17 protein-coding genes, 1 tRNA gene and 1 pseudogene are annotated in these 17,272 nt (G+C 60.4%); 7 read left to right on the top strand and 12 right to left on the bottom strand.

What is annotated here, in order from left to right:
- Positions 1–8: 8 nt before the first annotated feature.
- From pth to LOY67_RS23065, 7 genes are all read right to left on the bottom strand, one after another.
- The gene (gene pth / locus LOY67_RS23095) at positions 9–593 is read right to left on the bottom strand and encodes an aminoacyl-tRNA hydrolase (RefSeq protein ID WP_024778155.1); all 585 of its coding nucleotides are present in this window, start codon (positions 591–593) and stop codon (positions 9–11) included.
- Between the two features lie 162 nt (positions 594–755).
- On the bottom strand, positions 756–1,355 hold the full coding sequence (locus LOY67_RS23090; protein ID WP_265064595.1) for a 50S ribosomal protein L25/general stress protein Ctc: 600 nt from the start codon (positions 1,353–1,355) through the stop codon (positions 756–758).
- 137 nt (positions 1,356–1,492) lie between these two features.
- The gene (locus tag LOY67_RS23085) at positions 1,493–2,434 is read right to left on the bottom strand and encodes a ribose-phosphate pyrophosphokinase (protein WP_003205529.1); all 942 of its coding nucleotides are present in this window, start codon (positions 2,432–2,434) and stop codon (positions 1,493–1,495) included.
- A 47-nt stretch (positions 2,435–2,481) separates the two neighbouring features.
- Positions 2,482–2,556: transfer RNA gene (locus LOY67_RS23080), tRNA-Gln, on the bottom strand.
- A gap of 37 nt (positions 2,557–2,593) precedes the next feature.
- On the bottom strand, positions 2,594–3,445 hold the full coding sequence (gene ispE, locus LOY67_RS23075) for a 4-(cytidine 5'-diphospho)-2-C-methyl-D-erythritol kinase (protein ID WP_265064594.1): 852 nt from the start codon (positions 3,443–3,445) through the stop codon (positions 2,594–2,596).
- Position 3,446: 1 nt separating this feature from the next.
- Positions 3,447–4,064, bottom strand: coding sequence for a lipoprotein insertase outer membrane protein LolB (gene lolB / locus LOY67_RS23070; RefSeq protein ID WP_265064593.1), 618 nt, complete (start codon positions 4,062–4,064; stop codon positions 3,447–3,449).
- A 4-nt stretch (positions 4,065–4,068) separates the two neighbouring features.
- Positions 4,069–5,793: a tetratricopeptide repeat protein gene (locus LOY67_RS23065; RefSeq protein WP_265064592.1), complete on the bottom strand. Its 1,725-nt coding sequence runs from the start codon at positions 5,791–5,793 to the stop codon at positions 4,069–4,071.
- A 172-nt stretch (positions 5,794–5,965) separates the two neighbouring features.
- Between LOY67_RS23065 and hemA the strand changes: the two genes are divergently transcribed.
- From hemA to LOY67_RS23030, 7 genes are all read left to right on the top strand, one after another.
- A complete protein-coding gene (gene hemA, locus LOY67_RS23060) occupies positions 5,966–7,252 on the top strand; it encodes a glutamyl-tRNA reductase (RefSeq protein WP_265064591.1) in 1,287 nt (428 codons plus the stop codon).
- Positions 7,252–8,334: a peptide chain release factor 1 gene (gene prfA / locus LOY67_RS23055; protein ID WP_265064590.1), complete on the top strand. Its 1,083-nt coding sequence runs from the start codon at positions 7,252–7,254 to the stop codon at positions 8,332–8,334. The genes hemA and prfA overlap by 1 nt, the downstream gene beginning before the upstream one ends.
- 15 nt (positions 8,335–8,349) lie before the next feature.
- Entirely contained in the window at positions 8,350–9,180 is an 831-nt protein-coding gene (prmC, locus tag LOY67_RS23050; protein WP_265064589.1) for a peptide chain release factor N(5)-glutamine methyltransferase, read from the top strand.
- Positions 9,174–9,929, top strand: a complete 756-nt coding sequence (locus tag LOY67_RS23045; protein ID WP_265064588.1) for a molybdopterin-synthase adenylyltransferase MoeB — start codon at positions 9,174–9,176, stop codon at positions 9,927–9,929. The genes prmC and LOY67_RS23045 overlap by 7 nt, the downstream gene beginning before the upstream one ends.
- Positions 9,922–10,713, top strand: a complete 792-nt coding sequence (gene murI / locus LOY67_RS23040) for a glutamate racemase (protein ID WP_265064587.1) — start codon at positions 9,922–9,924, stop codon at positions 10,711–10,713. Before LOY67_RS23045 ends, murI begins: the two co-directional genes overlap by 8 nt.
- 116 nt (positions 10,714–10,829) lie before the next feature.
- Positions 10,830–11,348, top strand: a complete 519-nt coding sequence (locus tag LOY67_RS23035; RefSeq protein WP_265064586.1) for an acyloxyacyl hydrolase — start codon at positions 10,830–10,832, stop codon at positions 11,346–11,348.
- Between the two features lie 206 nt (positions 11,349–11,554).
- Positions 11,555–13,072 (top strand): type III helper protein HopAK1, encoded by a 1,518-nt coding sequence (locus LOY67_RS23030; RefSeq protein ID WP_265064585.1) that lies wholly within the window; start codon positions 11,555–11,557, stop codon positions 13,070–13,072.
- A 4-nt stretch (positions 13,073–13,076) separates the two neighbouring features.
- Here LOY67_RS23030 and LOY67_RS23025 read toward each other — a convergent pair whose 3' ends face one another.
- From LOY67_RS23025 to LOY67_RS23005, 5 genes and pseudogenes are all read right to left on the bottom strand, one after another.
- Positions 13,077–13,382, bottom strand: a complete 306-nt coding sequence (locus tag LOY67_RS23025) for a YkgJ family cysteine cluster protein (protein WP_265064584.1) — start codon at positions 13,380–13,382, stop codon at positions 13,077–13,079.
- 28 nt (positions 13,383–13,410) lie between these two features.
- Positions 13,411–14,169 carry an SDR family NAD(P)-dependent oxidoreductase gene (locus LOY67_RS23020; RefSeq protein WP_265064583.1) on the bottom strand — a complete coding sequence of 253 codons (759 nt, stop codon included), beginning with the start codon at positions 14,167–14,169 and terminating at the stop codon, positions 13,411–13,413.
- Between the two features lie 121 nt (positions 14,170–14,290).
- Positions 14,291–15,751, bottom strand: a complete 1,461-nt coding sequence (gene phrB / locus LOY67_RS23015; protein WP_265064582.1) for a deoxyribodipyrimidine photo-lyase — start codon at positions 15,749–15,751, stop codon at positions 14,291–14,293.
- Between the two features lie 13 nt (positions 15,752–15,764).
- Positions 15,765–16,703: a MerR family transcriptional regulator gene (locus tag LOY67_RS23010; RefSeq protein WP_265064581.1), complete on the bottom strand. Its 939-nt coding sequence runs from the start codon at positions 16,701–16,703 to the stop codon at positions 15,765–15,767.
- Positions 16,703–17,215 (bottom strand): annotated as a pseudogene (locus LOY67_RS23005) (YbgA family protein); the annotation flags it as partial. The gene LOY67_RS23010 and the pseudogene LOY67_RS23005, both read right to left, overlap by 1 nt.
- Positions 17,216–17,272: the final 57 nt, after the last annotated feature.

Genomic DNA, 17,272 nt, shown 5'->3' with positions numbered 1-17,272 from the left:
GGTAAGAGTCAGGCCTTCTGGCTGTGCAGGTTTTTCATCGCGCGGTTCCATTCACCGGCGAGGATATCCGGCAGCACGCCGAGGGCAAAGTCGATGCTGGCATCGAGTTTTTCCTGTTCGGCGCGAGGCGCGCGACCCAGGACAAAATTTGAAACCATGCTGGCGACGCCCGGGTGGCCGATGCCAAGCCGCAGGCGGTAAAAGGTATTCTGGTTACCCAGCTGCGCGATGATGTCGCGCAACCCGTTGTGACCGCCATGGCCGCCGCCCTGCTTGAGCTTGGCAACGCCCGGAGGCAGATCGAGTTCGTCGTGGGCCACCAGGATTTCTTCAGGCTTGATGCGAAAGAAACCAGCCAATGCCGCCACGGCCTGGCCGCTGCGGTTCATGTAGGTGGTGGGGATCAACAGGCGAACATCCTGACCTTGATGCGAGAAGCGTCCGGTCAGGCCGAAATACTTGCGATCGGCCGCCAGGCTGACGCCTTGTGCGTGCGCGATGCGCTCAACAAAAAGGGCCCCTGCGTTATGCCGGGTCTGTTCGTATTCGGTGCCTGGATTTCCCAGGCCAACGATCAGTTTGATGGCAGTCACGATAGGGGCCCTTCCTGGAGTGTGGATAACGTCGCGGTCAGACGGTGGCGACAGTGGACGAACATTGCGGATCTACCGTTAAGTAAACTTCGCGTGCCCGCCCGCTGTCTCGCTACGTTACAGTCCGCGATGTTTCCCGGTCACTCCGGCGACAGAGTGAAATTACTCTGCAGCGCCTTCGGTAGCTTCTGGAGCAACACGTGGAGCGTGGACGTTGGCAACAGCCTTGTCATCACCGTGTGCCAGGGCAACGAACTCAACGCCTTTAGGGGCCTTGAGGTCAGACAGATGAACGATGGTGCCGATTTCGGCGTCAGCCAGGTCGACTTCGATGAACTCAGGCAGGTCTTTCGGCAGGCAGGAAACTTCCAGCTCGGAAGTTACGTGCGAGATTTCGCCGCCTTTCTTGACCGGGGCAGCTTCGTTGATGAAGTGCACTGGAACGGTAGCGGTCAGTTTCTGACCAGCCACGACGCGAATGAAGTCGGCGTGCATGATGAACTGCTTGGCCGGGTGACGCTGCATCGCTTTAACGATGACGTTCTGCTTCTTGCCATCAACGTTCAGCTCGATTACGTGGCTGAAAGCAGCCTCGTCTTCGAACAGCTTGGCAACTTCCTTGGCCAGCATGGTGATGGACTCAGGGGCCTTGTCACCACCGTATACAACGGCAGGAACCTGGCTGGCGAGACGACGCAGGCGGCGGCTCGCACCTTTCCCCAGGTCGGTACGCGCTTGGGCGTTCAGGATGAAATCAGTCATTTTGTATCTCCAAAATAGCCATTCCGGGTGACGTCTGCGACCGACGTCAAAGCGGATGGGCAAAAAAGCCCCGCCCCAACATGAGTGTTGGGGCGGGGCGCTTTTCGTCAACGAGGTGTCATGTAAGGGCAGGGCCCTTAGCGGAACATCGCGCTGATCGATTCTTCATTGCTGATGCGGCGAACCGCCTCGGCAACCACCGGCGCGATATCCAGTTGACGGATACGGACACAGGCTTGTGCAGCAGCGGACAGCGGGATGGTGTTGGTCACCACCAGCTCGTCCAGCACGGAATTCTCAATGTTCTCGATTGCCCGACCCGACAGCACAGGGTGTGTGCAGTAGGCAAAGACCTTGGCAGCGCCATGCTCTTTCAAGGCCTTGGCCGCATGGCACAGGGTGCCGGCGGTGTCGACCATGTCGTCAACCAGGATACAGGTACGCCCTTCGACGTCGCCGATGATATGCATCACTTCGGAGTGATTGGCTTTCTCACGGCGTTTGTCGATGATACCCAGATCAACGCCCAGGGATTTGGCCACCGCACGTGCACGCACGACGCCGCCAATGTCCGGGGACACGATCATCAGGTTTTCGAAGCGCTGATCTTCAATGTCATCCACCAGGACCGGGGAGCCGTAGATGTTGTCCACGGGAATATCGAAGAAGCCCTGGATCTGGTCAGCATGCAGGTCAACCGTGAGCACACGGTCGATACCGACGACGGTGAGCATGTCAGCCACGACTTTCGCGCTGATTGCCACACGCGCGGAACGCGGACGGCGATCCTGGCGGGCATAACCAAAGTAAGGAATAACAGCAGTGATACGAGTAGCCGAGGAACGGCGGAAGGCATCAGCCATCACGACGAGTTCCATCAGGTTATCGTTGGTCGGAGCGCAAGTCGGCTGAATAATGAAGACGTCTTTACCGCGAACGTTTTCATTGATCTCGGCAGTGATTTCGCCGTCGGAGAACTTACCGACAGAAATGTCACCGAGAGGGATATGCAGCTGACGTACGACACGCCGAGCCAGATCGGGGTTAGCGTTCCCCGTAAAGACCATCATCTTGGACACGCGCAGTACCTGAAGGCTGAGGGTATACCTGGATGAGTATAGGAAAATGGCAGGGGCGGCTGGATTCGAACCAACGCATGGCAGGATCAAAACCTGCTGCCTTACCGCTTGGCGACGCCCCTGTATCTGTTGCTGCGAGTGCCTAGCACTCGATTCCTTTTAGAGCAGACTTTGCAGCTTGCGATGCAACATCGAAACGTTGCTTCCTTTCGCTACAAACCCTGTAAGGGTCTCTGTCAGAAGGGCCGAGACTTTATCAGCTTCAGCTTTGCTTGGGAAGCCCCCAAACACACAACTTCCAGTTCCGGTGAGTTTTGCTTCGGTAAATTTACCTAACAAATTCAAAGCGTTACGAACATCTGGGTAACGCCTTGCTACCACCGGCAAGCAGTCATTTCGACTGTTTCCCTTGGGAACGGGGCGCACTTTAATGGGAGGAGAGTTACGTGTCAACAGTGGATCTGAAAAAATTTCTGCTGTACTTACAGAGACTTGCGGCACCAGTACGAGGTACCAGGGTTCCTCGGGTTCCACCGGCGTGAGTTTTTCCCCGACGCCCTCGGCAAAAGCCGCGTGGCCACGCACGAAAACCGGCACGTCGGCCCCCAGCGTCAGGCCCAGCGCCGCCAGTTGATCCACGTCCCAATCCAACTGCCACAGGTGATTGAGCCCGAGCAGGGTCGTCGCCGCATTCGAGCTGCCGCCACCGATACCGCCGCCCATGGGCAGGATTTTTTCGATCCAGATGTCGATGCCCAGCGGACAACCGGATTGCTCCTGGAGTTTTTTTGCGGCCTTGACGATCAGGTTGCTGTCGTGGGGAACGCCTTCGAACTCGGTGTGCAGGCAAATGACACCGTCCTGGCGCACGGCGAAGGTGATTTCATCGCCGTAGTCCAGGAACTGGAAAATCGTCTGTAGCTCGTGGTAACCGTCCGGACGACGACCCAGGATGTGCAACATCAGGTTGAGCTTGGCCGGGGAGGGCAGGGTCAGGCGCACAGCGGTCATGTCATTGCCCCAGCTTGCGCGGCTGCCATTGCTTGATCACCAGCGTGACGTCGAGGTCGCTGCCGTGCAGCTTGATCCGCTCCGGCAGCCAGTAGCCGTTCTGCTGGGCATAGCTGAGGTATTCGATCTGCCAGTCGTCCTGTTCCAGGTTGGACAGGCGGCTGTCGGCGTCGAGGGTCAGGCGGCTTTTGCTGTCCGGCGCCGGCAGCCCGCGCACCCACCAGGTCAGATGGGAGACCGGCAACTTCCAGCCCAATTGCTCTTCCAGCAAGGCTTCCGGGGTAGGCGCCTCGTAGCGGCCCTGGTTGGCGACTTCCAGCGAAACCTGCCCCGGCCGGCCGGTCAGGCGCGCCGCGCCGCGCCCCAGTGGGCCGGACAGGCGAATGTCGTAGTAGTCCTGGCGTTGCAGCCAGAACAGCGTGCCGCTACCCGAATCTTTCGGGGCGCGGATGCCGATCTTACCGTCGATCTGCCAGCCATCCAGGCCGCTCAGTTGCTCTTTGTGCTCGCGCCACTGGGCCGGGTTACCGTGGCCCTGGACCGATTCGCGGGCACCGAAGCCCGCACAGCCGGCGAGCAGGGCGATGAAGCTGAAAACGATGAGGTGGCGCAAAAACATAATCTTAAAGGGTCTCTGATCCGGTCAGGCGTTTGATGGTGCTGCGCAGGATGGGGCTGTCGGGCTGGTCCTTGAGGAACTTGCTCCAGATCTGCCGGGCCTCGCGTTGTTTGCCGGCGGCCCACAGGACTTCGCCCAGGTGTGCGGCGACTTCCTGATCGGGAAAACGCTCCAGGGCCTGGCGCAGCAGGCGCTCGGCTTCTTCGAGGTTGCCCAGGCGGAAATTCACCCAGCCGAGGCTGTCGAGCACCGCCGGGTCTTCCGGGTTGAGCTGGTGGGCCTGTTCGATCAGGACCTTGGCTTCGGCGTAGCGGGTGGTACGGTCCGACAGGGTATAGCCGAGGGCGTTGAGGGCCATGGCGTTGTCGGGGTCGCGCTGGATGATCAGGCGCAGGTCTTTTTCCATCTGGGCCAGGTCGTTGCGTTTTTCCGCCAGCATGGCGCGGGTATACAGCAGGTTCAGATCGTCCGGGTATTGTTTCAAGGCCTGTTGCAGCACGTTCCAGGCCTTGTCGCTCTGATTGTTGGCCGACAGGGTTTCGGCTTCGATCAGGTACAACTGGATGCCATAGTCCGGCTGGGCGTCGCGCTGCACGGCCAGGCGGCTCTGGGCTTCGGCCGTCTTGCCGTTGCCCATCAGGATATCGGCCTGGCGCAACTGCGCCGGCAGGTAGTCGTTGCCTGGGCCGACCTGGGCGTACTCGAGCAGCGCGCTTTCCGGGTCGTTGCGTTCCTCTGCGATGCGCCCCAGGTTCAGGTGGGCCGAATCGACATGGCTTTCCCTGGCGATCAGGTCTTCCAGATAGCCCCTGGCCTCATCCCAGGCCTTGGCTTCCAGGCAGACCAGTGCCAGGGAGTAACGCAGTTCGTCGTCTTCGGGGTATTGCTGGACCAGGCTGGAGAACTCCACCTTGGCATCGTCCATGCGGTTGTTTTCCACCAGCATGCGGGCATAGGTGAGGCGCAGGCGCTTGTCGTCCGGATACTTCTTGATGCTTTTTTCCAGCAGCGGCAATGCTTCGTCGCCACGGTTCAAGCCTTGCAGCAGGCGAGCACGCAGCAGGATCGGCGCCACTTCGCCGGCTTCCGGCGGGTTGTCCTCCAGCAGGGTGAGGGCGCCTTGGGCGTCGCCATCCTGTTGCAGCAGCAGGGCCTTGCCGAAAATCAACTGACCGTTGTTCGGATGGCGTTGCAGCAGCCGGTCGAAGCTTTTCATCAAGCCGCTGCGGGTTTCCTGGTCGGTATCGGCAGCCGACAGCGCGAGGAAATCGAAGTGGGTGTCACCCTTGCCCTGCAGGACTTTCTCCATATAAGCCATGGAGTCGTCATAGCGCCCGGCGCGTGCCAGTTGCACGGCGGCGGCGCGTTGCGCTTCGAGGTCGTCCGGGGCATTGCGGGCCCAGATCATCGCGGTATCCAGCGCGGCCTGGTCGGCCCCCAGGTACTCGGCGATGCGGAACGCCCGCTCGGAGATGCCCGGGTCCTGGGTATTGATGGCCTGGGTCACGTAGTTGTCCAGCGCAATGTCGAAGCGATTGCGCTGGCCTGCCAGTTCGGCGCTCAACAGGCTGAAGATGGTTTCTTCGCTGAACGAGCCGTAGACCTTGGGTTTTTCAGGTGCCTGGGTGCTGTCATCGACCGGCGGCGTACCGTCCGTCGAAACGGGGGCCATGGACTGGCAGCCGCTGAGCAAGGCAAGAGCGAGGAGCAACGCGGAAGATCTATTCATATAGGAAGAGGGCGACTAACCTGCGGTCGGATCATCATGACACAAGCCTTCGGTCAAACATAACCGCCCCGTCGATTTACGGAGCGAGGAAGGGCGATAGAGATGCAGTGGTTGTTCTGGATCTGGCGAAGTAGGACAATTGCCGGCTTCACGTCACCATCAGCGACCTTGAATGGCCTTCCTTGCACTTGGTATCAACCACAAGACTGCTTCAGTAGACGTCCGCGAGCGCGTGGCCTTTACGCCTGAGCAGCTGGTGGAGGCCCTGCAGCAGCTCTGCCGACTCACCGAGAGCCGCGAGGCTGCGATCCTTTCTACCTGCAATCGCAGTGAGCTCTATATAGAACAGGATCACATTTCGGCCGACGCCGTGCTGCGCTGGCTGGCCGAATACCACAATCTGAGCCTTGAAGAGCTGCGCGCCAGTGCCTATGTGCATGAAGACGATGCGGCCGTTCGTCACATGATGCGCGTTGCCTCCGGGCTCGATTCGCTGGTGCTGGGCGAACCGCAGATCCTCGGCCAGATGAAGTCGGCCTATGCCGTGGCTCGCGAGGCCGGTACCGTCGGTCCGTTGCTGGGGCGGCTGTTCCAAGCCACGTTCAACGCCGCCAAGCAGGTCCGCACCGACACCGCCATCGGCGAGAACCCGGTGTCCGTGGCGTTTGCCGCCGTCAGCCTGGCAAAACAGATTTTCAGCGATCTACAACGCAGTCAGGCGCTGCTGATCGGCGCCGGCGAGACGATCACCCTGGTCGCCCGCCACCTGCACGACCTGGGGGTCAAGCGCATCGTTGTCGCCAACCGGACCCTGGAGCGGGCCAGTACCCTGGCAGAACAGTTCGGCGCCCATGCGGTGCTGCTGTCGGATATCCCGGCCGAGCTGGTGCACAGCGACATCGTCATCAGCTCCACCGCCAGCCAGTTGCCGATCCTGGGCAAGGGCGCGGTGGAAAGCGCCCTGAAGCTGCGCAAGCACAAGCCGATCTTCATGGTGGACATTGCCGTACCCCGGGACATCGAGCCGGAAGTCGGTGAACTGGACGACGTCTACCTCTACAGCGTCGACGACCTGCACGAAGTGGTCGCTGAAAACCTCAAGAGCCGGCAGGGGGCGGCCCAGGCGGCGGAAGAGATGATCACCGTCGGCGCCGAAGATTTCATGGTGCGCCTGCGCGAGCTGGCCGCGGTGGATGTGCTCAAGGCCTATCGTCAGCAGAGCGAACGCCTGCGTGATGAAGAGTTGCAAAAGGCCCAGCGCCTGTTGGCCAATGGCGGCAGCGCTGAAGAGGTGCTGGTGCAACTGGCCCGCGGCCTGACCAATAAACTGCTCCACGCCCCCAGTGTCCAGCTCAAGAAACTGACCGCCGAGGGCCGCCTCGATGCACTGGCCATGGCCCAGGAACTCTTTGCCCTCGGTGAGGGTTCACCGGATAGCTTTTCGGATAAGAAATCGTAATGAAAGCGTCACTGCTCAATAAACTGGACATCCTCCAGGATCGTTTCGAAGAACTGACCGCCTTGCTGGGCGATGGCGAAGTCATTTCCGACCAGAACAAGTTCCGCACCTATTCCAAGGAATACGCGGAAGTCGAGCCGATTGTCGCGACCTATAAACAGTTGCTCAAGGTGCAGGACGACCTCGCCGGTGCCCAGGCGCTGCTCAAGGACAGCGACCCGGACCTGCGGGAAATGGCGGTAGAGGAAGTGCGTGAGGCCAAGGAGCAACTGGTCGAACTGGAAAGCAACCTGCAACGCATGCTGCTGCCCAAGGACCCGAACGACGGGCGTAACGTGTTCCTGGAAATCCGTGCCGGTACCGGCGGCGATGAGGCAGCGATCTTTTCCGGCGACCTGTTTCGCATGTATTCGCGCTACGCCGAACGGCGTGGCTGGCGGGTGGAGATCCTGTCGGAGAACGAAGGTGAGCATGGCGGCTATAAGGAAGTCATCGCCCGGGTCGAAGGCGACAACGTCTACGGCAAGCTGAAGTTCGAATCAGGCGCTCACCGTGTGCAGCGCGTGCCGGCCACTGAGTCCCAGGGCCGTATCCATACCTCGGCCTGCACGGTGGCGGTATTGCCCGAACCTGACGAGCAGGAAGCCATCGAAATCAACCCGGCGGACCTGCGGGTCGACACCTACCGCTCCTCCGGCGCGGGCGGCCAGCACGTCAACAAGACCGACTCGGCGATCCGCATCACCCACTTGCCTTCGGGCATCGTGGTGGAGTGCCAGGAAGAGCGTTCCCAGCACAAGAACCGGGCCCGGGCCATGGCCTGGCTGTCGGCCAAGCTCAATGACCAGCAGACCAGTGCCGCGGCCAGTGCCATTGCCAGCGAGCGCAAGTTGCTGGTGGGCTCGGGTGACCGCTCCGAGCGTATTCGCACCTACAACTTCGCCCAGGGTCGGGTCACCGATCACCGGGTCAACCTGACCCTGTATTCCCTGGATGAAATCCTGGCCGGCGGTGTCGATGCGGTGATCGAACCGCTGCTGGCCGAGTACCAGGCCGACCAGTTGGCTGCGATTGGCGAGTAAACAAAGGGTAAGCACATGACCATCATCGCCAGTCTGCTACGCGCCGCCGAGCTGCCGGATTCGCCCACGCCAAAGCTGGATGCCGAGTTGCTGCTGGCGGCTGCGCTGGGCAAGTCCCGCAGCTTCCTGCACACCTGGCCCGAGCGGATCGTGCCCAGCGAGGCCGCGCTGCTGTTTTCCGAATACCTGCGTCGCCGCCGTTCCGGCGAGCCGGTGGCCTATATCCTCGGGCAGCAGGGCTTCTGGAAACTCGACCTGGAAGTCGCGCCCCACACGCTGATCCCGCGCCCCGATACCGAATTGTTGGTGGAAACCGCGCTGGCCTTGTTGCCGGCCACTGCGGCCAGGGTCCTGGACCTGGGCACTGGCAGCGGTGCGATTGCCCTGGCCTTGGCCAGCGAGCGTGCGGCCTGGAAGGTCACGGCGGTCGACCGGGTGCTGGAGGCCGTGGCCCTGGCCGAACGCAATCGCCAGCGCCTGGACCTGGTCAACGTCACGGTGTTGAGCAGCCATTGGTTCAATGCGTTGGATGGCGAGCGTTTTGAGTTGATCATCAGCAACCCGCCTTATATTGCCGCCGCCGATCCTCACCTGGTCGAAGGTGACGTGCGTTTCGAGCCGGCCAGTGCATTGGTCGCCGGCCAGGATGGGCTCGATGATCTGCGCACGATCATTGCCCAGGCGCCGGATCACCTGGCACCGGGCGGCTGGTTGATGCTCGAGCACGGTTACGATCAGGCCGAGGCGGTGCGGGATCTGTTGCAGGCCCAGGGTTTCTCCGAGGTCCACAGTCGCAAGGATCTGGGCGCCCATGAACGCATCAGTCTGGGGTGCCTGCCGTGCTGAACGATCAGGAGCTGTTGCGCTACAGCCGGCAGATCCTGCTGCAGCATGTCGACATCGACGGCCAGCTGCGCCTCAAGCAGAGTCGTGCATTGATCGTCGGTCTCGGCGGCCTCGGTGCGCCGGTGGCGTTGTACCTGGCCGCCGCCGGCGTCGGTGAACTGCACCTGGCGGATTTCGACACGGTCGACCTGACCAACCTGCAACGCCAGATCATCCACGACACCGACAGCGTCGGCCTGAGCAAGGTCGATTCGGCCCTGCGTCGCCTCACGGCGGTCAATCCCGAGATTCGACTGGTGCCGCATCCGACGGCCATGGACGAGGACAGCCTGGCTGCGGCGGTCGCGGCGGTGGACCTGGTGCTGGACTGTTCCGATAATTTCTCGACGCGCGAAGCGGTCAACGCGGCGTGTGTCGCGGCGGGCAAGCCGTTGGTCAGCGGTGCGGCGATCCGTCTCGAGGGCCAGCTTTCGGTGTTCGATCCACGCCGTCCCGAGAGTCCTTGCTATCACTGCCTCTATGGCCATGGCAGCGAAGCCGAGTTGACCTGCAGCGAAGCCGGGGTGCTCGGGCCGTTGGTGGGCCTGGTGGGCAGCCTGCAAGCGCTTGAAGCCTTGAAGTTGCTGGTCGGTTTTGGTGAGCCGCTGGTGGGGCGCCTGTTGCTGATCGATGCCTTGGGCACACGGTTCCGCGAACTGCGGGTCAAGCGCGATCCGGGCTGCAGTGTCTGTGGCGGTCAACATGAGTGAAGCGCCGGTCGGTGTGCTCGACTCGGGTGTCGGCGGGCTGTCGGTGCTGGGGGAAATCCGTCGGCTGCTGCCCAACGAATCGCTGCTGTACGTGGCTGATTGTGGGCATATTCCTTACGGCGAGAAAACGCCGGAATACATCCGACAGCGCTGCTCGATCATTGCCGATTTTCTCCTCGGTCACGGCGCCAAGGCGCTGGTGGTGGCTTGCAACACCGCGACGGTTGCAGCGGTGGCCGATTTGCGTCGCGATTTCCCCCACTGGCCTATCGTCGGCATGGAGCCGGCGGTCAAGCCGGCGGCCGCGGCTACCCGTAGCGGTATCGTCGGCGTACTGGCCACCACCGGCACTTTGCAAAGCGCCAAGTTCGCCGCCTTGCTCGACCGTTTCGCCACCGATGTGCGAGTCGTCACTCAGCCGTGTCCGGGACTGGTGGAGCTGATCGAGGCGGGTGACTTGTACAGTCCGGCGTTGCACCAGTTGTTGCAACATTACGTTGACCCGTTGCTGGCAGCCGGCTGCGATACGCTGATCCTGGGCTGCACGCACTATCCGTTCCTCCGACCATTGCTCAAGCAAATGATCCCGGACCACATCAGCCTGATCGACACCGGCGCAGCCGTGGCCCGGCAGCTTCAGCGCCTGCTGGCCGAACGGGCGTTGTTGGCCGAGGGGCCCGCCAGCGAAACTCAATTCTGGAGTAGCGCTGATCCGGCACATTTAAGAAATATCCTACCGATGCTGTGGCATTCGTCTGGCGTTGTGCAAAGCTTCAGTCTGTAATCAAAATGTGAAAAACATGTAAATGGTGCTGAACTTCTGTTTCAGCGCGGATTTCTATAGCTCTGTCTGTTTGTAACAAAAAAACTAACGATGTTTGTTCGGAAAGGGATGATTCTATGAAGTACTCATTCTGCTTGGCCGTACTTGCGGCTGCTTTGCTGGGGCACACCTACACCGCACAAGCGGCGGGTGTGGAGTTCGGGGTCGGCCAGACCAGTGACTCGACCATGACTTATCGTCTGGGGATGCAATTCGATTGGGACAAGAGCTGGTGGCAAAGCGACGTAGGCCGTTTGACCGGCTACTGGAGCGGTGCCTACACCTATTGGGAAGGGGACAAGTCGTCCAGTAACCAGAGCCTGTCGTTCTCGCCCGTCTTCGTTTATGAGTTTTCCGGCCAGAACGTAAGGCCTTACATCGAGGCCGGCATAGGCGTTGCGTTGTTCGACAAGACCGAACTGGAAGATAACAAGCTCGGTACCGCGTTCCAGTTCGAAGACCGCATCGGCTTCGGCCTGCGCTTCAATGGCGGACATGAAGTGGGCATTCGCGCCACTCACTACTCCAATGCGGGCATCAAGTCGGACAACGATGGCGTGGAAAGCTACTCCCTGCATTACACGATGCCGCTGTAACACCCGGCCCCGCCTCAAGGCTCACTTTCCCGGCCTGTCCAGGGGCTGTTCTCGTTTCGGCACGAGTTGCGAAACAAGAACGGTCCCTGGCCTGAACACAAAATTCATGATCGCCTCCGGAACTCTTTTGCTGCGCCTCCCACTCAGCAGGGAAGCAGTCCTTTGTATCCGGCATCATCGAATTGTTCTAGAGGCGGGAATGACCCATGAGCAGCATCAACAGGAACTACAATCCTACCCCCCAACTACATGCTCAGTGTGTCATCGCGCTATCTGACAGCCCCCAGCAGCCTGGTATGAAGACCGGCAGCAACAGCAACATGATTGACTTCAGCCCAACGCAAAAGATGCCTGGCATCCCATCGCCGCTCAATAGCTTCAGTTCCAAGGCTCAGTTTCCCGAGACACATACCTCTTTAAGTACGCTTGGCGGTGACGGCGGACAGTTACTGCACAAACTGGTGGCGGCTATCAGTCATGCCCTGCCGTGGTTGTTCGCTCTTTTGCGGGGGCTTCAACCGCAGAGCTCGGCACATCCCCAGCAGAGCCATCGCGAACAGGCTCCACCTTCCTCCCAGCCATCCTCGAGGTCTTCGACAACGTCACCTGCGACGCTGCCGGTAACACCCGAGAAGGCAGAAAAACCTTTTGTGGTGCAACACACTCACCCATCCGACAAGCCTGTGGTGCTGGCGACGCATAAATCGGCAACACCATCAGCCGTGCCCACGCCTGCTGTCGACAAAACCGATACGACGGCAAAAGTGACCAAACCTGCGCCTCGTGCCGCCCATGGTCAGGGTGCCGATATGTCCGGCATGGTGGGTTTCGCCAAAGAATCAAACACTACAGGGGGGAATAACGGCGAGGTGGTCACCGTCAATACCGTAGCGGACCTCAAGAAAAACCTGGAGGACGATACAGCCCGTACCGTGCGTCTCGGGGCTGACCTGTCTGCCGACAGTAAAGTGACGATAAAATTTGGTGCCAACAAAACCCTGCTGGGAACGGACGGCGGCAATAGCCTGCACAACATTTATCTGGCCAGTGGTAAAACCGCAAGCAACGATATTTTCCAGAACCTGAACTTCACCCACGACAGTCGTTACCGGGAAAACGGTGACATGCAGATGTTCATCAGCAGCGGTCAGAAGTACTGGATAGACCACAATACCTATTCCGGCACCAAGGATCAGAATCCCAAAGGGCTGGATAAACTGCTCTATGTCGGTGGAACGGCCGATAACGTCAGCCTGACCAATTCAAAGTTCCAGAACAATGAATATGGCGTGATCCTCGGCCAGCCGGACGACTCGGCGGCGGCGAAAGCTGCTTATGCGGGTTATCCACGCATGACCATCGCCAACAATTCGTTCAATAATCTCGATGTCCGGGCACCCGGCTTGATGCGCCATGGGAATTTTGACGTCTATAACAACCTGATCGACAACTTCCATCTGGGCTTCACCGCGACGGGCGATGCACACATCCTGTCGCAGGCTAACTATTTTGAGAACGGCGAGGACGTCGCCAAGAGAGCAAGTAATACAGGTGTACTGGATGACTACGGCGATGCTCACTTCAAGGACATCGGCAGCAACGTCAGTTTTAATCAGAAATCACCGGTCACCGTCTGGACGCCTAGCTATAACCGTGACGTAAAAACAGCGGAAGAAGCGAAGGCTTACGATTTGGCCAACGCCGGCGCAAAAAACGTGAAGTAGGACGCTAGCGATACGCCGTCGTAATCCCACGGCGTTCTTCAATGCACTCCGGCGCGCCCATTTCGAACTCCCGGCAGATCAGCGGGCGTTTTTCGTAGATGGTGCACTTCATGCTGTCGCGATCCAGCGCCGCACACCAGCCATCATCGAGGCGCAGCATCACTTCCCCGCCCCAATCGTCCATGGCGATGAAACGCTCCGGTACACCGGTGTCGGTGATCAGCAGTACTTCCAGTTGGCAGCAGCACGCCGCGCACGTTGAACACGTAACGGTCGGTGTGGTGAGGTCAGCGAGAGGGATGGTTTCCATGGCGCGCAGTGTAAGCCAACCGGGCCGATCAGGGTTGACCCTTGATCGGTGACCGGGCGCTTGCCTGGCAGGGATCGATGTCCGCCTGTATGGCCTGGTCCAATGGCGGTAACGGCCACAGCGCGGCCAGGGCCGTGACAGGGAGCACTACTTCACGGGGACGTTCGACCAGCTGGCTCAGGATGTAGGCGGCCGCTTCGTCTGCCGACCCAGGTGTGGCCGGAAAGTCCGCCAGGCTTCCAAGCTCGCTGTCGAAGTCCGGGCGAACCAGGGTTACGTCGATATTTTCGCAGGCGCGAGCCGATTCGAGCAGATAACGCATTCCCCCGTTACCGGCCTCGGTGTGGGACGGTGGCAGGTACGTTGCCGGGCTGATGATTCCCACCAGCAGGGGCGCGGTACCGGTGCGCAGCAATGGCGAAGCTGTTTCGATGCAGAGGCTTGCGACCAACAGATTGCTGCGCACGATGTGTTCGATGAGTGAAGCGTCGGGGAACTGGCCGTCGACGTACTCCGTGGTGCCGGCGTTCAGGATTACCGTGTCCAGGCCCCCCCACTGCCGAGCGATCCGATCGACGATGTCGCGTACCGTCTGGCCGTCGGTCAAGTCGCCGGGCATCGTCAATACCTGGCCTGGATAACGTGTCGTCAGGGCTTCGCATGATTGAGCCAAGCGTGAACTGATAGCCAGGTTCGCCCCGGTTTCGAGTATCGCTTCGGCCAACGAAGCGCCGACTCCGTTACCAGCCCCCGTCAGCCAATATCGCCGTGGTGGTCTCAGGCCCATTCCATACTCCTTTTGATCGGGACCGCAGTCCGCGGCTGGTGGGAGGCTTCCACGGCGAAGTCCTTGTGTTTAGTCTGACTATATCTCGTGTAACTGAAATTACGTCCCGATGTCAGTAATTTCATGTTCGCTGATCGCCCGGCTTTTCAGCCATTGCATGTTGTCGCGCCGACAGGTTCCTGAACGCTGCCAGCGCACGTTCCCGGGATTGGTCGAGATTGACGATCGGAGCGGGGTAATCGGTCGCGCCAAACAATCCGTCGAGGGATATTGGGTTATGGACCTGTTGCCTATCCAGATCGTTCAGTTCAGGTAACCAGCGTTTTATAAACAGGCCCTCACGGTCGAATTTCTCCGATTGAGTCAATGGATTGAAGATACGGAACCAAGGCGCCGAGTCGGTGCCGGTGGACGCGCTCCATTGCCAGCCGCCGTTATTTGCCGCCAGGTCACCGTCGATCAGGTGCTGCATGAAAAAGCGCTCGCCTTCGCGCCAGTCGACCAGCAGGTTCTTGGTAAGGAACATCGCCACTACCATCCGCAGACGGTTGTGCATCCATCCTGTTTCCAGCAATTGGCGCATGGCCGCATCGATGATCGGCAGACCGGTGCGTGCCTGCTGCCAGGCCGCCAGTTCTTCAGGCGCATTGCGCCAGGCCAGGGCTTCTGTTTCCGGGCGGAAAGCACGATGGCGGGACACGCGGGGGAAACCCACCAGAATGTGTTTATAGAACTCACGCCAGAGCAGTTCATTGATCCAGGTTACGGCACCGACGCTTCCGCTCTCGAATTCACCCTGGTTGGCTTGCAACGCGGCATGCAGGCACTGGCGCGGCGAGACCACGCCAGCCACCAGGTAGGCTGAAAGCTGGCTGGTGCCAGGCCGGGCCGGGAAGTCCCGTTCGCTTTGGTAAACGTCCAGGTGTTGATCGACAAAGGCGTCCAGGCGTCGCCGGGCTTCGTTTTCACCGGCGGGCCAGAGGGCACGCAGCGCATCACCGGGAGAAGCAAATCCTTCGACCCGCATCGGCACCGGGTCGCTGTGGATACCGGTCGGAGCCTGTCGGGACGGTGCGGGGACCAGGCTCGGCAGTGAGAGGTGCAGGCGGCTGTAGCAGACTTTGCGAAACTGGCTGAACACCTGGAAGTAAGTGCCGGTCCGGGTCAGTACGCTGCCGGGCTTGAACAGCAACTGGTCGAGATGGCTATGGAACTCGATGCCCTGGGCTTTCAAAGTCCGGGCTGCTTCGGTATCGCGGCGGGTTTCATTCACACCGTATTCTTCGTTGACATGAACGGTGTCGATGTTCAGTTCGCGGCACAGCGTGAGCAGTACCGACGGTGCCTGATGCCAGTGCGGCGCGTGGCGGATCAACAAGGGAATGTTCAGTTCACCCAAGGCTGTGCTCAACGACGCCAGGTTGCGCAGCCAGAAATCGATCTTGCACGGTGCATCGTCATGGGCGCGCCATTGCTCAGGACTTGTCAGGTACACCGCCACGCAGGGTCCTCGGGCCGCGGCGGCTGCCAGCGCGGTGTTGTCGTTGAGGCGCAGGTCGCTGCGCAGCCAGATCAGTTGCATGGGGTTTTCCATTTCAAAGAAGTGTTCTGCGATTCAGCTCGCGATAGGCCGATAAAGGGTCTTCGGCCCAGGTGATGTCCTTCATCGAGACGCCGGTGGATAACCTGGCGTGATGGATCGACGCAGCGGTGCCTGCAATGATGATCGGGCAATCGATTCCATTCAGCAGTCTGGGCAGTTGGGACAGATTGATGGCGTGACTGGAATACAGCAGCACGCCGCGGGCCTTGAGGCGTTCAACCGCCAAGGCCAGTTCGCCTGCCGGAATCGGCCCGTCGAAGACTTCCACCGGGCAATCGGCGCTGCTCGCCAGCCAGGCGGTGAGCCACAGGCGAGGTTCCAGGGGCAGGTCCGAATGATTGATCAGCAGCAACGGTGCGCCACGTAGCTGCCGGTTGTTGTGGTAGATCCGACTGCCGAATTTGCTGCGCAGCCAGGAGAACAGGAATACCCGTTCCAACTGCGCGCCGAACTGGCCCTGCCAGCGCAATTGCAGCTCGTCCAGCAGGGGCAGCAGCAACTGTTCGCACACGGTCCAGGGTGGGTACAAGCCCATGGCCTGGTTGATCAGGTCATCGATCTGGCGCTCGGCCAGTTGCGTCACCGCCAGGGCGAGGGCGTGGCGCTGGCGCAGCCAATCGTCGTCTTGCGGCTCGGTGGGTGGTAGCGGTGCGTCGAGCAGGGGCTTGATCTTGCTGACCGTCACGCCCCGGTCGATCCAGGTGAGGATACTCAGGATCCGCTGCACATGTTCGGCGCTGAACAATCGGTGACCCTTGGGCGTGCGCAGCGGCACGATCAGGCCATAACGGCGTTCCCAGGCCCGCAATGTGACGGCGTTGACACCGGTTCGCCGCGCCACTTCGCGTATGGGAAGCCAGCCGTCCGCCAGGGCCTTGGCGAAATCGGCACCCAGGTCTTCGCGAGCGCTGGAGTCGGTATCGCCCTTCATCAGATGGCATTCCGCAAACTGAGGTTTTCCGTGTGCGGGTGCAGGTAGACCTGCTGCGCCAGATAGGGATCGGGGTGCTGGCGAAGGTGATGCTTGAGCAGGGTCAGCGGCACTTCCAGCGGTACGATGCCGAGGCGGTACTGCTCAATGACATGTTGCACTTGCCGCTTATCTTCAGCGTTGAGGGTGCGTTTCAGATAACCGCTCAGGTGCTGCAGCACATTGGTATGGGTACGGCGGGTGGCGCATTTCTTCAAGGCGGCCATCAGCGCGTTGAAGTAGCGTGGGCCCAGCTCGTTGGGATCGGTCTTGCCCATGGTGCCCAACAACTTGCCCAGGATTTTATATTGCACCGGGTTGTGGGCCATCAGCAGGTACTTGTAGTGCGAGTGGAATTTGATCAGGTCCCCTCGGGTCAGGCTCTTGCGGTGCAGCGATTGCCAGGCGGCATAGGCGGACATCCGGAGCAGAAAGTTTCCCCGCAGCAGTGGGTCGTCGAGGTGAACATCTTCTTGCGCCCTCAGGCAGGCGCCGATGACGATCTTCGGTTGAGTGATGGTTTCGCTGGG

The sequence above is a fragment of the Pseudomonas sp. B21-056 genome, from assembly GCF_026016325.1.
In the GTDB taxonomy this organism is placed as follows: domain Bacteria; phylum Pseudomonadota; class Gammaproteobacteria; order Pseudomonadales; family Pseudomonadaceae; genus Aquipseudomonas.
Note: the sequence above shows the minus strand (reverse complement) of the source record. Positions and strands in the feature narration are given on the sequence as shown.